Consider the following 13,973-nt stretch of genomic DNA (forward strand, 5'->3'; position numbering starts at 1 on the left):
AAACTGCGGGCTTACGGGTACCTACGTGTCTGTTCGCCAGAAAGAATCAGCCCCGGCCGGCCGGCTACACGCAGACTCAGCTTCCGGCGATGCCGTCCAGGCGCTTGGTGGCAGCTTCGAAACCGCTCACCAGCTCGGCGATGATATCGGCGGCCGGCCGGATCTCGTTCATCCGGCCTACGACCTGACCCACCGGCATCGCGACCGCGGTCGGGTCATCGGACTGGCTCATCCGCTGATGCGCCTCACCGACCAGGATGTTCTGCAGCGGCATCGGCAGCGGTTCGGGGGCGTCCGGTGCATCCCAGGCGTCGGTCCAGCGGCTCTTCAGGATCCGGGCGGGCTTGCCGGAGTAGATCTTTCGGCGCACGGTGTCGGCGGAGGTGGCGTTCAGCAATGCCTCCTGGATCACCGAGGCACCCGACTCGCGACGCACACCCAGGTCGTATTCGGCCGCCGTGAGGAACGCCGAACCCATCCACACACCCTGAGCACCGAGCGCCAGGGCCGCGGCCACCTGCCTGCCGCTGCCGATCCCGCCTGCAGCGAGCACCGCGGCCTTACCGTCGACTGCGTCGACGATTTCCGGCCACAACACCACCGAGCCGATCTCACCGGTGTGCCCTCCGGCCTCATGTCCCTGGGCGATCACGATGTCGACTCCGTTCGCGACATGGCTGAGCGCATGCTTCGCGCTGCCGGCCAGCGCGGCCACCGGGACACCTGCCTTGTGGACCTGCTCGATGACGTCGTTGGGCGGCGAACCCAGCGCGTTGGCGATCAGCTTGATCGGATGGCGCAACGCCACCTCGACATGGCTTCGCGCCACCGAGTGCAGCCAGCCCAGCACACCGGTGTTGTGCTCACCCTCCTCGGGAAGAGGCGGAACGCCAAGATCGGCAAGGGTTTTCGCGACGAAGTCCCGGTGAGCCTGCGGGATGAGCTTGTCGATGTCGACGGCGCTGCCCTCGGTCGGGATCTTGTTGGGCATCACCACGTCGACGCCGTACGGCTTACCGTCGGTGTTGGCGTCCATCCACGACAGCACGTTTTCCAACTCGTCGGGATCGTTGAACCGCACGCACCCCAGCACTCCCAGACCGCCGGCCCGGGTGACCGCCGCGGCCACCTTTTCCGACGGGGTGAAGACGAAGATCGGGTATTCGACCCCGAACCGTTCGCAAAGGTCGGTCTTCACGACTTGGCTCCGACGTGATTGGCGTGCACCTCGTCAGCCGCACGCTCCTCGGTGGTGTCCTTGGCCCAGCGGTAGTCAGGCTTGCCCGCAGGCGAACGCTTAACCTCGTCGACCAGCCACAGGCTGCGCGGCACCTTGTATCCCGCGATCTCGCTGCGCACGAACGTGTCGAGATCGGCCAGGGTCGGACGCGCACCCTCGCGTGCCTGCACCACCGCGGCGACGTGCTGACCGAAACGCTCGTCGGGCACACCGACCACGAGCGCGTCGAACACGTCCGGGTGGCCCTTCAGCGCGGCCTCGACCTCTTCGGGGTAGATCTTCTCGCCGCCGGAGTTGATCGACACCGAGCCGCGGCCCAGCATGGTCACGCTGCCGTCGGCCTCGACCTCGGCATAGTCACCCGGGATGGCATAGCGGACCCCGTTGAAGGTCCGGAAGGTCTCGGCGGTCTTCTTCTCGTCCTTGAAGTAACCGACCGGGATGTGACCGCACTTGGCGATGATGCCGCGCACGCCCGAGCCCGGGACCACCTCGTTGCCGTCCTCGTCGAGCACCTTGGTGTTCTTGTCGATCGTCACCCGCGGGCCGCCGGTGTGGCTCTGCCCCTTGGCCACCACGGAGGTACCGCCGAAACCGGTCTCCGACGAGCCGATCGAGTCGGTGATGATCCGGTTGGGCAGCAGCTCCAGGAACTTCTCCTTGAGGCTCGTGGAGAACAGGGCCGCGGTGCTGGCCAACAGGAACAGCGACGACAGGTCGTACTCGTTACCCGCATCCTGGTGGGCCAGCAGCGCATCGAGCAGCGGCCGGGCCATCGCGTCACCGGTGAAGAACAGCAAGTTGACCTTGTGCTCGTGGATCATCCGCCACGCCGCGTCGGCGTCGAACTCCGGCATCAGCACCACGGTGTGGCCGGTGAACAGGGCCATCCAGGTGGCCGACTGGGTCGCGCCGTGGATCATCGGCGGAATGGGCAGCCGGATCATCGGCGGGTTGGCGACGGCCTGCTTGGACAGGTCGTATTCGTCGGCGACGGGCTCGCCGGTGGCGAAGTCGGTGCCGCCGAACAGCACCCGGTAGATGTCCTCATGACGCCACATGACGCCCTTGGGGAAGCCGGTGGTGCCGCCGGTGTAAAGCAGGTAGATGTCGTCCTCGCTGCGCGGGCCGAAGTCACGCTCGGGTGAGTGCTCGGCGATGGCCGAGTAGAACTCAACGCCGCCGTAGCGCTGGAAGTCGTCATCTGACCCGTCTTCCACCACCAGGACGGTCTTCACATTCGGGGTCTCCGGCAGGACGTTGTCCACCCGGTCGGCGTAGCGGCGCTCATGGATCAGCGCCACCATGTCCGAGTTCTCGAACAGGTACTTCAGCTCGCCCTCGACATAGCGGAAGTTGACATTGACCAGGATCGCGCCGGCCTTCACGATGCCCAGCATCCCGATGACGATCTCGATGCGGTTGCGACAGTAGAGGCCGACCTTGTCGTCCTTCTTGACGCCCTGGGCGATCAGGTAGTGGGCCAAACGGTTGGCCTTCTCCTCCAACTGCGCATAGGTCAGCTGTTCGTCGCCACAAATCAGGGCAACACGGTCAGGCACAGCGTCGATGGCATGCTCGGCAAGATCCGCAATATTCAGAGCCACAGAACCTAAACTAGAACGTGTTACATTTCGAGACAAGTCTGGGTTGGAAATGCATAGGAGCTGGCACCCGTGAGCGATACCGAAAAAGGTCCCGACGCCCTCATTGAGCAGCGCGGACACACGCTGATCCTGACATTGAACCGGCCCGAGGCGCGGAACGCGCTTTCCACCGAGATGCTCTCGATCATGGTCGAGGCCTGGGACCGCGTCGACAACGATCCGGAGATCCGCACCTGCATCCTCACCGGCGCCGGCGGGTACTTCTGCGCGGGCATGGACCTCAAGGGCGCGACCAAGAAGCCGCCGGGCGATTCGTTCAAGGACGGCAGCTACGACCCGTCACGTATCGACGGTCTGCTCAAGGGCCGTCGGCTCACCAAGCCGCTGATCGCCGCGGTCGAGGGCCCGGCCATCGCCGGCGGCACCGAGATCCTGCAGGGCACCGACATCCGGGTGGCCGGCGAGAGCGCCAAGTTCGGCATCTCCGAAGCCAAGTGGAGCCTGTACCCGATGGGCGGCTCGGCGGTCCGCCTGGTACGCCAGATTCCCTACACCATCGCGTGCGACATGCTCTTGACCGGACGGCACATCACCGCCGCCCAGGCCCTGGAGTACGGCCTGATCGGTCACGTCGTTCCCGATGGCACTGCGCTGGAGAAGGCCCTGGAGATCGCCGAGGTGATCAACAACAACGGCCCGCTGGCCGTGCAGGCGATCCTCAAGACCATCCGCGAGACCGAGGGCATGCACGAGAACGAGGCGTTCAAGCCCGACACCGCCAACGGCATCCCGGTATTCCTGTCCCAGGACGCCAAGGAAGGCCCGCTGGCCTTCAAGGAGAAGCGCGCGCCCAAGTTCCAGATGCGCTGATTCGTGGCGCGGCCACCGGTGCCGGCACTGTTCTAGCCTGCGGCCGGCACAGACCGCCGTCGTCGCGATTTCGCCCCCGCCAACTGTCCTCGTCGTGGCACTGAGCAGCTCTATACTCGTGCCAACTTTGCCGGGACGGGAGCCGGGCATGCCTGAACGCGATGAGGCGTCTGCGCCGACCGCCGACAACTCGGTACGCCGTGGCCTGTTACTGCAACTCGCCCTGCGAATGCTCATGGCGATGTTCATCGGTGTGGCCCTGCTGTCGCAGCCTCCGCACTCGAGCCTGTGGCTGCACCGGGCAATTTTCGCCGGCTACGTCGCGGCGGTCTCGGTGTGGAGCTGGTGGGCGCTGCGCTCTGCCGATCGGTTGGGCGGAGGAACCCGGCGATCGGTGGCGCTGCTCATGCTGTGCGTGGATCTCCTTGCGGTAGCGATCATTTCAATGGAGACCGGGATCAGTTCGGCAGAGACCTGGACCTCCGGCGTGGTACAGCACGGGCTTTTCCTGATCCCGCTGATCGCGGCAGCGCAGCTCGATCCCGTTGTCAGCGCCGCGATCGCGGTCCCAACGGTGGTCACATTCTTTGTGGTGAGCTGGGTCGACAAGGCCGCCAACGGCAATGAGCCCTGGGGGTCGATCCTGGCGCGGACCGCCGTGCTGTTCGGCTTGGCTGCCGGGTCCGTCGCGTTGTCGTGGATTCAGCAATCAAGAACCAGGACCATCACCAGCCTGGCCCTGGAGCGGGCCCGCCTGCTCGAAGAAGTGATCAGCCTGGAGAAGCGCGAACGCCAATCGCTTTCCGAACGCCTGCACGATGGTGCGCTCCAGTACGTGCTGGTGGCGCGACGCGATATGGAGGAGGTCCGGGACGGATCGGTCGACGGGATGGACCGCGTCGACTTCGCCTTGGCGGAGTCCTCCCGCCTGCTGCGTGACGTGGTCCGTGAACTGCATCCCGAAGTCTTGGCCCGGGCCGGCCTCAAAGCGGCGATGACCTCACTTGCCGACGGCATCGCGACGCGCACCAACCTCGCAGTCCAGTTGGACGCCGACAGCTGGCCCGACGACTTACGCACCGACGCCGATCACCTGATCTACAGTGCAGCTCGGGAATTCTCGACGAACGCCATCAAGCACGCGCAGGCCGACAATCTACGGTTCACCTTGGGGTACAACGGCATTCAGGCCGCATTGCACATCGCAGACGACGGCGTTGGCATTCCACCGGAGCGTCTGGCGCAAAGCGTCGAAGACGGCCACATCGGGTTCGCCTCGATTTGCGCCAAGGTTCTGGCTGCGGGCGGCACATTCGTGGTCGCGGGCGCGCCCGGAACCACCGTGTCGATTTCGGTGCCCGCGAAGTGCACCACCGACGCGAACCTCCAGATGAAGTAGTCGTTGCCGCAAAACTGAGGCCCCGCTCGATGTTTCGAGCGGGGCCTCAGTGTCAAGCCGTCAATGCAGCGCTAGCGCCAGTGCCCGGGCGGACGCGGTCCCCAATGTCCGGGCGGGGGCGGCGGCGGACCCCACGGCCGTGGCGGCTGTCCCTTATACCGATCTGACGCAGCCGACGAAGAGGATAGTGGAGATCATGGTGGACGCCGTTGCCATAAAAAAAATCTTCTCTAGAGCTGTAGTGCTAGCGTGACGGGCAACGGCGGAGCGGGCGGTGAGAACAGTGGAGCCGGTCCGCCGAACTGCAGGCTCGCCGGCGCCGGACCGGCCATTGGCTCTGCGCTGGCTTGAGCCGCCATACCCACGGCCCCGGCGAACAGCGCCCCGCTCACCAGCAACCCACTCAACACACTTCGCCCAGGTAAATGTCGTGCCATCTCGTGCACTCCTCTAGTCGTCGCGTCATCCCCCGATATTGCGAGACTATCTAATTAGGCTAGCTAGGCGAAACTCGTGAGACCGTTACACAGCGGATGCTTAACCAACGCATAGGGATACACAGCAGGCGATACACCAAGGGACGCTGGGCGCCGCGTCTGTGCTGAGCCCCAGCCGCTAAGCCCCGACCGGAGCGCTCGGAGTGAACACGACCGGCATCGATTCCGGGCCGCTGACGAAGTTGGCCGGACGCAACGGCAACTGATTGTCGTCGGCCAACCGCAGATCGGGCAGCCGTTCGAGCAACCGTTCGAGCATCAGGCGCAGCTCCAGGCGGGCCAGTTGATTACCCAGGCAGAAATGTGTCCCGAATCCGAAAGCCAAGTGACTGTTGGGGTTTCGATCGATGCGGAATTCGTCAGGATTCTCGAAAACGGCTTCGTCGAAGTTGGCCGACTCGAACATCAGCATGATCTTCTCGCCGGACTTCAAGTCTGTTCCATGGAAGGTGGTGTCGGCGGTCAGGGTGCGGCACATGTTCTTGACCGGTGAGGTCCAGCGCAGGGCTTCCTCGATCGCGCCGGGCAACAGGGACTGATCAGCGACCAGCCTGTCCCACTGATCCCGGTGCCGCAGCAGCTGATCGGTCCCACCCGAGAGCGTGTGGCGCGTGGTCTCGTCGCCGCCGATGAGGATCAGCAGCGTCTCCATGACGATCTCGTCATCGCTCATCTTCTGCCCCTCGACCTCGGCATTCACCAGGATCGAGAACAGGTCATCGGTCGGCTCGGCGCGGCGCTTGGCGATCACCTCCATGGTGAACGCGGTGTAGGCGGCAAATGTCTCCATCAGCATGTTGATGGCCGTCTCGTCGAGATGCGAACTCAGCCCGCAGACCAGGTCATCCGACCATTTCAGCAGCATGTCCCGCTCGGTGGGCAACACACCGAGCATGTCACCGATCACCGCCATCGGCAGCGGGGCGGCGATATCGCGGACGAAATCGCATTCCCCGCGTTCACACACCGCATCGATGAGGGTGTCGCACAGGCTCACGATCGAGGGCACCTTGTCCATCACGCGCTTGCGGGTGAAGCCGGAATTGACCAGCTTGCGGCGCAACACATGTGCCGGATCGTCCATGTCGATCATGTACGGCATGCCGGGCTGATCGGGGCGGATCCCACCGGCGCTGGAGAACAGCTCGGGGTTGCGCTCGGCATCGAGCACCGCCTGGTAGCTGGCCGCGGCGGCCTGACCGTTGCGGTCCCGGAACACCGGCGCGTTGGCGCGCATCCACCGGTAGGCCTCCCGCGCGCCACTGTCGGCGTAGAAGCGGCCGTCAGCCAGATCGACGTCGGGTTTGGTGGGCAGTACCTGAGTCACGAAATCTCCTTGGCGTCAGCGAACGTCATCTGCACATTGCGAACCGAACTGGACAACATCGCCCGTTTGGGCAGTCCCAGGGCCGCCAGTTCTTCGGCGTACGGGTGGTCACCGAGCCGGACCCGGGCCCCGCCCGGCCGATAGCGCACGCCGGAATTCCGCATCGTGCCTTCGGTTTCGCGCAGCACCCCGTCGAGGTGGGAGAAGGTCGACTGCACCTGTGGTTTGGCGGTGAACCGGGATGGAACGGGAAGCCCGGGTTTGAAGTCCATCCCCACCGCCAGCTTGCCGTCGATACTCACATCGAAGCTGAACGGCCTACCGTCACGAACGGTAAAGTCCGCCAAGACTTTCGGATAGCCCCAGATCTGCCGGCCGGCTGCCAGGGTGAACTCCCCGTCGACCGGCAGGTGATGCACGAAAGCGCCGGCCGAACCAAGGCCGCGCAGCCCGGCCTCCTGCGAGCCGGGCCGGTTCACCATGACGTTGGTGCCGTATTCCAGATACGGTCCGAGGTCGCCGTCGACGTAGTGCATCAGCATCAGCACGACGATCGCCCGCTGCGGCCTGCGCCGGTAGACCTGCAGACCGCTGTAGTCGATCATCCGCTGCGCGGCGCCGGCGTCCACCGAGAACATCGCCATGTGCTGTTCGGCGGTGCGAATCTGCACCGGCATGGTCAGCACGGTGCCGGCGACGGTGTGCTGCGAGGGCCCGGAAGTTGGCGCGCTGTGACTCACGCCATAAATCTAGAACCTCGAGTAGACACATCGCAAGGAAGTGTCTAGTCGTTCAGACGAGAGCGGCAAGATCCTTGATCTGCTCGACCGAGCGAGCCCCGACCACCATCATGGTCACGCCCGAAGCCTCCCAGGCCTTGATCTGCTCTTTGACGTAGTCGAGGTTACCGACGATCGCGGAGTCATCGACCAATTCGTCGGGGATGATCTTGGCGGCTTCGTCTTTCCGGTCATTGCGGAAAAGCCGGGTGACGTCGTCGACGACCTCGGCATATCCCATCCGCCGGTAGACCTCGGCGTGGAAGTTGGTGTCCTCCGAACCCATCCCACCCATGTACAGCGCCAGGTGCGGCTTCATCAGCTCCATGATCGCCGGCCGGTCGTCGGTCACCACGACCTGCGCGGTGGCACAGATCTCGAAGGTCTCCCGGGTGCGCCGAGCACCCGGCCGGGCGAATCCCTCATCGAGCCATTCGTTGTACATACCGGCGATGCGCGGCGAGTAGAAGATCGGCAGCCAGCCATCGGCAATCTCGGCGGCCATCGCGACGTTCTTGGGCCCTTCGGCACCCAGCATCACCGGGATGTCGGCACGCAGCGGATGGGTGATCGGCTTGAGGTTCTTGCCCAGCCCGGTGGTGCCCTCGCCGGTCAGCGGCAACGGGTAATGCGGGCCGTCGCTACGCACTGGGGCCTCCCGCGCCCAGACCTGACGCAGGATGTCGATGTACTCGCGGGTGCGGGCCAGCGGCTTCGGGAACTTCGCGCCGTACCAACCCTCGACCACCTGCGGGCCGGAGACGCCGAGCCCGAGGATGTGGCGGCCGCCGGACAGGTGATCCAGTGTCAGCGCAGCCATCGCGCAGGCGGTCGGGGTACGGGCGGACATCTGGATGACCGAGGTCCCCAGCCGCATGCGGGTGGTTTCCCGGCCCCACCAGGCCAGCGGGGTGTAGGCATCCGAGCCCCACGCCTCGGCGGTGAAGACGGTGTCGAAGTCCTCCGCCTCGGCGGCGGCGACAAGTTCGGCGTGGTTGGTCGGCGGCTGGGCGCCCCAATATCCGAGTTGAAGACCCAACTTCATTAGCTCGCCTTTCCACACACGGTTGAAACCATTCTTAGAACCTGTTCTACTCGATGCTGTGACCACAGGCCAAAGCAGCCCGGTGCAGATCGACAAGCATGAGCGGCCCCTCTCGGCGCCGCTGAAGCTCTCATTCGACTACACCCGTTCAGTCGGACCGCTCCTGTCCCAGTTCTTCACCGCACTACGTGATCGACGCATCGTCGGCGTACGCGGGTCGGATGGTCGGGTGCACGTACCACCCGCTGAGTATGACCCGATTACCTACGCGGCTTTGACCGAGGTCGTGCCCGTCAGCGCGGTCGGCACTGTGCAGTCCTGGACCTGGCAGTCGACGCCGCTCGGGGGTCAGCCACTGGACCGGCCGTTCGCCTGGGCGCTGATCAAACTCGACGGCGCGGACACCGCGCTGCTGCACGCCGTGGATGCCCCCGAGGGCACGCTGAAAAGTGGCGACCGCGTGCATGCCCACTGGATCGACGAGCCGGTCGGCGCGATCACCGATATCGCCTATTTCTTGCCCGGCGATACCGAAGAATCCGTGGAAGCATCGTCCAGTCCCGACGACCGCGAGCCGGTCACGGTGCAGGTGACGCCCAGCTTCATCGAGATCCAGCACACCGCATCCCTGCCCGAGACCACGTTCCTCAAGGCTCTCGAAGAAGGCAAGCTGCTCGGCGGCCGGACCAAGAAGGGCCGAGACGGCCAGCCCGGCAAGGTCTACTTCCCGCCGAAGGAAGCCGATCCCGCGACCGGGTTGGCGCTCGACGAGTTCATCGAGCTGCCGGACCAGGGCACGGTCACCACGTTCGCGATCATCAACATCCCGTTCTCCGGCCAGCGCATCAAGCCGCCCTATGTCGCGGCGTACGTGCTGCTCGACGGCGCCGACATCCCGTTCCTGCACCTGGTAACCGAGATCGACCCGGCGGACGTGCGGATGGGTATGCGCGTGCAAGCCGTGTGGAAGCCCCGCGAGGAATGGGGCCTGGGTATCGACAACATCGACTACTTCAAGCCAACCGGCGAACCCGACGCCGACTACGACTCCTACAAGCACCACCTGTAAAGGCCTGCAAATGACTGATATCGCAGTGGTGGGCTTCGCGCACGCGCCCCACGTCCGTCGCACCGACGGCACTACCAATGGCGTCGAAATGCTGATGCCGTGTTTCCACAAGCTCTATGAAGAACTCGGCCTCAAGCAGACCGATATCGGATTCTGGTGCTCGGGCTCTTCGGATTACCTTGCCGGCCGCGCATTTTCGTTCATCTCCGCGATCGACTCGATCGGCGCGATCCCGCCGATCAACGAGTCGCACGTCGAGATGGACGCGGCCTGGGCGTTGTACGAGGCCTACATCAAGCTGTTGACGGGCCAGGTGGAGACCGCGCTGGTGTACGGCTTCGGCAAGTCGTCCGCCGGCACGTTGCGCCGGGTGCTGGCCATGCAGACCGACCCCTACACCGTCGGGCCGCTCTGGCCGGACTCGGTGTCGATGGCAGGCCTGCAGGCGCGGGCCGGCCTGGATGCCGGCAAGTGGACCGCCGAGCAGATGGCTCAGGTGGCGCTGGATTCCTTTGCCGCGGCCGGTCGTACCGATAACGTGGCAGTAACCGGGACCATCAGCGACCTACTGGCCCAACCGTTCTTCGCAGACCCGCTGCGCCGTCACGACATCGCCCCGATCACCGACGGTGCGTCCGCGATCGTGCTGGCCGCCGGCGACAGGGCCCGCGAACTCCGCGAGAACCCGGCCTGGATCACCGGTTTCGAGCACCGGATCGAGACGCCGATCCTGGGTGCGCGGGACCTGACCACCTCGCCCTCGACTGCTGCGTCGGCCAAGGTGGCCACCGGTGGCGACGCGGGCTCGATCGACATCGCGGAAATCTACGCCCCGTTCACCCACCAGCAACTGATCCTCGCCGAGGCGATCGGGCTGGGTTCGTCGACGAAGGTCAATCCGTCTGGCGGCGCCCTTGCCGCCAACCCGATGTTCTCGGCCGGACTGGAACGCATCGGTTTCGCCGCGCAGCACATTTTCGACGGTTCTGCGCAGCGCGTCCTGGCGCATGCCACGAGCGGCCCTGCGCTGCAACAGAATCTCGTCGCGGTCCTGGAGGGCAAATAATGGCTAAGAATCTCGCCGCGGTCCTGGGCACCGGGCAGACGAAGTACGTCGCCAAGCGCCACGACGTCTCGATGAACGGTCTCGTGCGCGAGGCCATCGACCGGGCGCTCGCGGATTCCGGTTCGACGTTCGACGACATCGACGCCGTGGTGGTCGGCAAGGCGCCCGACTTCTTCGAGGGCGTGATGATGCCCGAGCTGTTCATGGCCGACGCCACCGGCGCGACCGACAAGCCGCTGATCCGCGTCCACACCGCAGGCTCGGTGGGCGGGTCGACCGCGATCGTGGCGGCCAGCCTGGTGCAGTCCGGTAAGTACAAGCGTGTGCTGACCATGGCGTGGGAGAAGCAGTCGGAATCGAATGCCATGTGGGCGTTGAGCATTCCGGTTCCCTTCACCAAGCCCGTCGGCGCCGGGGCGGGCGGATACTTCGCCCCGCACGTACGGTCCTACATCCGGCGCTCCGGCGCGCCCAACCACATCGGGGCGATGGTGGCGGTCAAGGACCGGCTCAACGGCGCGAAGAACCCGTTGGCCCATCTGCACCAGCCCGACATCACCCTGGAGAAGGTGATGGCCTCTCCGATGCTGTGGGATCCGATCCGCTACGACGAGACCTGCCCGTCGTCCGACGGAGCGGCGGCCATGGTGATCGGCAACGAAGACGCAGCGGAAGCTCATCTCGCCAACGGGCATCCCGTGGCGTGGATCCACGCCACCGCCCTGCGGACCGAGCCGCTGGCCTACTCCGGTCGCGACCAGGTCAATCCGCAGGCCGGCCGCGACGCGGCCGCCGCGTTGTGGCGCGATGCCGGCATCACCAGCCCGATCGACGAGATCGACGCGGCCGAGGTTTACGTGCCGTTCTCCTGGTACGAGCCGATGTGGTTGGAGAACCTCGGTTTTGCCGCCGAAGGCGAGGGTTGGAAGCTCACCGAGGCCGGCGAGACGGCCATCGGCGGGAAGATCCCGTTCAACGCCTCGGGTGGTGTGCTGAGCTCGAACCCGATCGGCGCATCCGGAATGATCCGGTTCGCCGAATCGGCCATCCAGGTCATGGGTAAGGCCGGCGACCATCAGGTCGAGGGTGCGCGCAAGGCACTTGGCCACGCCTACGGCGGTGGGGCGCAGTACTACTCGATGTGGGTTGTTTCGAGCGACAAGCCTGCCGCCACGTCATGACCATGAAGTACACCCTGAGCGTGGCCATGGGCCCGCTCGAGCATCTGACCGGATTGGCCCGCACCGCAGAGGAAGTCGGGTTCGATTCGATCGCGCTGCCCGACTCGCTGTTCTACATGGAGAAGCAGGCCGCGGACTATCCGTACACCCCCGACGGGTCCCGGATGTGGAATGCCGAGACCCCATGGGTGGACCCGCTGATCGCAGCGGCGTCGATGGGTGCGGCGACCTCGACGTTGCGGTTCTACACCAACGTCATGAAGCTCGGCTCGCGTAACCCGCTGCTGCTGGCCCGCCAGGTCGGTTCGGTGGCCAACCTGACCAACAACCGGTTCGGGTTCGGCGTCGGAATCGGCTGGGCACCAGAGGAATTTGAGTGGTGCGGGGTGCCGTTCGCCAAGCGTGGCGCGCGCGTAGACGAGATGATCGAGGTGCTCAAGCTCGTGCTCGGCGGTGGCATGGTCGAGTTCCACGGCGAGTTCTACGATTTCGAACGCCTGCAGATGAGCCCGGCACCGTCGGAGCCCGTGCCGTTCTACGTCGGCGGGCACACCCCGGTGGCCCTCAAGCGGGCGGCACGGGTCGGTGACGGCTGGACCAGCGCGATGATGACGTGCACACAGCTGGGCGAGACGGTGGCGGCGATCAATACGCTGCGGAGCGAATATGGCCGGGCCGATGTGCCTTTCGAGTTCCAGGCGGTGTGCATCGACAAGTTCGACCTCGACGGGCACCGCGAGCTGGCCGCCGCCGGCATCACCGACAACATCGTGATCCCGTGGATGCTCGAGGGCCTGGGCTTCGATGCTCCGTTGGAGAAGAAGCAGGATTCACTCAAGCGGTTCGCCGACACCTACATCCGCTCCGGCTGGCAGGACTGAGATGGCCATCACCAACCCTGAGCATCCAGCCCACCTGGCCGGCAAGCGATCCCGGGACGCGGTGGCCGCTCGGGACAAGCAGGCCTGGCTGGACAATTTCGCCGACGACGCGATCGTGCAGGACCCCATCGGGCCGTCGTTCTTCGACCCCGAAGGCAATGGTCACCGGGGCAAGGAAGCCATCGCCGCGTTCTGGGACAAGGCCATCGCCCCGACCGACAACCTCAAGTTCAACTTCGTCGACACGTTCCAGTGCGGCAACGAGGAAGCCAACGTCGGCAGCATCGTCACCACCATGGGCGGGCACCGGATCACCACCCCGGGTGTGTTCACCTACCGCGTGAACGACGAAGGTCAGATGGTCGCGCTGCGGGCCTTCTGGGAAGTGGACCGCGCGAGCGCGGAGAAGATCGAAGGCTAGCCAGCGCTCACGCGGCGGCGAAGGGTAGCTAGAGCTCGGCGAGCCCCGACAGGTAACGCTGGGCCAGCTCCCGGTACGCCGCCGGATTGCTCTGCACCCAGGTCTGTGCGCCGGTGCCCGCGATGGGTCCGCGGATCTTTGCGGGCGCGCCGGTGACCAACACCTCGTCGGGAATCTTGGTGCCCCCGACCACCAGGGAATGTGCCGCGATCAGGCTGCGTCGCCCGATGACCGCCCCGTCGAGCACCGTGCAGTGGTTGGCGATCAGTGCCTCCTCGCCCACGTGTGCGCCGTGCACTACGCACATGTGGGCCACGGTCGCGCCGGGCCCGATGTCGACGGGGATTCCCGGTGGCGCGTGCAGCACAGACCCGTCCTGGACGTTGGCGCCCTCACGGATGACGATCGGGGCGAAGTCGCCTCGCAGCACGGTGTTGAACCACACCGAGGCTCCCGCCTCGACAGTCACGTCGCCGATCAAAGTCGCCGTCGGGGCCACGAAAGCACTTGGGTCGACCACGGGCGAGCGGCCCTCGAACGAATACAGCGGCATCGTCCACATATACCGCAGGAAACTGGCGTCAGCGCGAC

Annotated in this window: 13 protein-coding genes; 7 read left to right on the top strand and 6 right to left on the bottom strand. The window is 65.4% G+C overall.

What is annotated here, in order from left to right:
- Positions 1–76 precede the first annotated feature (76 nt).
- Together HBE63_RS21850 and HBE63_RS21855 are read right to left on the bottom strand one after the other, a co-directional pair.
- Positions 77–1,198, bottom strand: coding sequence for a nitronate monooxygenase family protein (locus HBE63_RS21850; RefSeq protein WP_166906614.1), 1,122 nt, complete (start codon positions 1,196–1,198; stop codon positions 77–79).
- Positions 1,195–2,883 (bottom strand): acyl-CoA synthetase, encoded by a 1,689-nt coding sequence (locus HBE63_RS21855; protein WP_208301485.1) that lies wholly within the window; start codon positions 2,881–2,883, stop codon positions 1,195–1,197. The genes HBE63_RS21850 and HBE63_RS21855 overlap by 4 nt, the downstream gene beginning before the upstream one ends.
- Positions 2,884–2,916: 33 nt before the next feature.
- On the opposite strand from HBE63_RS21855, the gene HBE63_RS21860 reads away from it, so the two are divergent.
- Both HBE63_RS21860 and HBE63_RS21865 read left to right on the top strand, forming a co-directional pair.
- Positions 2,917–3,717: a crotonase/enoyl-CoA hydratase family protein gene (locus HBE63_RS21860; RefSeq protein ID WP_055117759.1), complete on the top strand. Its 801-nt coding sequence runs from the start codon at positions 2,917–2,919 to the stop codon at positions 3,715–3,717.
- Between the two features lie 94 nt (positions 3,718–3,811).
- Complete coding sequence (locus HBE63_RS21865; RefSeq protein WP_243858210.1) at positions 3,812–5,116, top strand: sensor histidine kinase; 1,305 nt, start codon at positions 3,812–3,814, stop codon at positions 5,114–5,116.
- Positions 5,117–5,731: 615 nt separating this feature from the next.
- Here the strand turns inward: HBE63_RS21865 and HBE63_RS21870 are convergent.
- The 3 genes from HBE63_RS21870 to HBE63_RS21880 form a co-directional block, all read right to left on the bottom strand.
- The gene (locus tag HBE63_RS21870) at positions 5,732–6,928 is read right to left on the bottom strand and encodes a cytochrome P450 (protein WP_166910055.1); all 1,197 of its coding nucleotides are present in this window, start codon (positions 6,926–6,928) and stop codon (positions 5,732–5,734) included.
- A gap of 8 nt (positions 6,929–6,936) precedes the next feature.
- On the bottom strand, positions 6,937–7,617 hold the full coding sequence (locus HBE63_RS21875) for an acetoacetate decarboxylase family protein (protein WP_166910057.1): 681 nt from the start codon (positions 7,615–7,617) through the stop codon (positions 6,937–6,939).
- A 115-nt stretch (positions 7,618–7,732) separates the two neighbouring features.
- Positions 7,733–8,764 carry an LLM class F420-dependent oxidoreductase gene (locus HBE63_RS21880; protein ID WP_166906616.1) on the bottom strand — a complete coding sequence of 344 codons (1,032 nt, stop codon included), beginning with the start codon at positions 8,762–8,764 and terminating at the stop codon, positions 7,733–7,735.
- A 58-nt stretch (positions 8,765–8,822) separates the two neighbouring features.
- On the opposite strand from HBE63_RS21880, the gene HBE63_RS21885 reads away from it, so the two are divergent.
- From HBE63_RS21885 to HBE63_RS21905, 5 genes are read left to right on the top strand one after another with little or no spacing between them, the layout of a single operon-like run.
- On the top strand, positions 8,823–9,833 hold the full coding sequence (locus tag HBE63_RS21885; protein WP_166906617.1) for a Zn-ribbon domain-containing OB-fold protein: 1,011 nt from the start codon (positions 8,823–8,825) through the stop codon (positions 9,831–9,833).
- 4 nt (positions 9,834–9,837) lie between these two features.
- A complete protein-coding gene (locus HBE63_RS21890) occupies positions 9,838–10,899 on the top strand; it encodes a thiolase domain-containing protein (protein ID WP_208301487.1) in 1,062 nt (353 codons plus the stop codon).
- Entirely contained in the window at positions 10,899–12,080 is a 1,182-nt protein-coding gene (locus HBE63_RS21895) for a thiolase domain-containing protein (protein ID WP_166906619.1), read from the top strand. Before HBE63_RS21890 ends, HBE63_RS21895 begins: the two co-directional genes overlap by 1 nt.
- Positions 12,081–12,082: 2 nt before the next feature.
- Complete coding sequence (locus HBE63_RS21900) at positions 12,083–12,961, top strand: TIGR03619 family F420-dependent LLM class oxidoreductase (RefSeq protein WP_166910059.1); 879 nt, start codon at positions 12,083–12,085, stop codon at positions 12,959–12,961.
- A gap of 1 nt (position 12,962) precedes the next feature.
- Entirely contained in the window at positions 12,963–13,382 is a 420-nt protein-coding gene (locus tag HBE63_RS21905) for a nuclear transport factor 2 family protein (RefSeq protein WP_166906620.1), read from the top strand.
- Positions 13,383–13,410: 28 nt separating this feature from the next.
- On the opposite strand, the gene HBE63_RS21910 is transcribed toward HBE63_RS21905, so the two are convergent.
- Complete coding sequence (locus tag HBE63_RS21910) at positions 13,411–13,935, bottom strand: gamma carbonic anhydrase family protein (protein ID WP_166910061.1); 525 nt, start codon at positions 13,933–13,935, stop codon at positions 13,411–13,413.
- Between the last annotated feature and the right edge of the window lie 38 nt (positions 13,936–13,973).

This window comes from Mycobacterium sp. DL440 (assembly GCF_011745145.1).
GTDB lineage: Bacteria > Actinomycetota > Actinomycetes > Mycobacteriales > Mycobacteriaceae > Mycobacterium.

Bases quoted from the DNA above. Each gene is read 5' to 3' on its own strand.
- HBE63_RS21875 (WP_166910057.1), bottom strand. From the start codon at position 7,617: ATGCCGGTGCAGATTCGCACCGCCGAACAGCACATGGCGATGTTCTCG.
- HBE63_RS21880 (WP_166906616.1), bottom strand. From the start codon at position 8,764: ATGAAGTTGGGTCTTCAACTCGGATATTGGGGCGCCCAGCCGCCGACC.
- HBE63_RS21895 (WP_166906619.1), top strand. From the start codon at position 10,899: ATGGCTAAGAATCTCGCCGCGGTCCTGGGCACCGGGCAGACGAAGTAC.
- HBE63_RS21900 (WP_166910059.1), top strand. From the start codon at position 12,083: ATGAAGTACACCCTGAGCGTGGCCATGGGCCCGCTCGAGCATCTGACC.
- HBE63_RS21905 (WP_166906620.1), top strand. From the start codon at position 12,963: ATGGCCATCACCAACCCTGAGCATCCAGCCCACCTGGCCGGCAAGCGA.
- HBE63_RS21910 (WP_166910061.1), bottom strand. From the start codon at position 13,935: ATGCCGCTGTATTCGTTCGAGGGCCGCTCGCCCGTGGTCGACCCAAGT.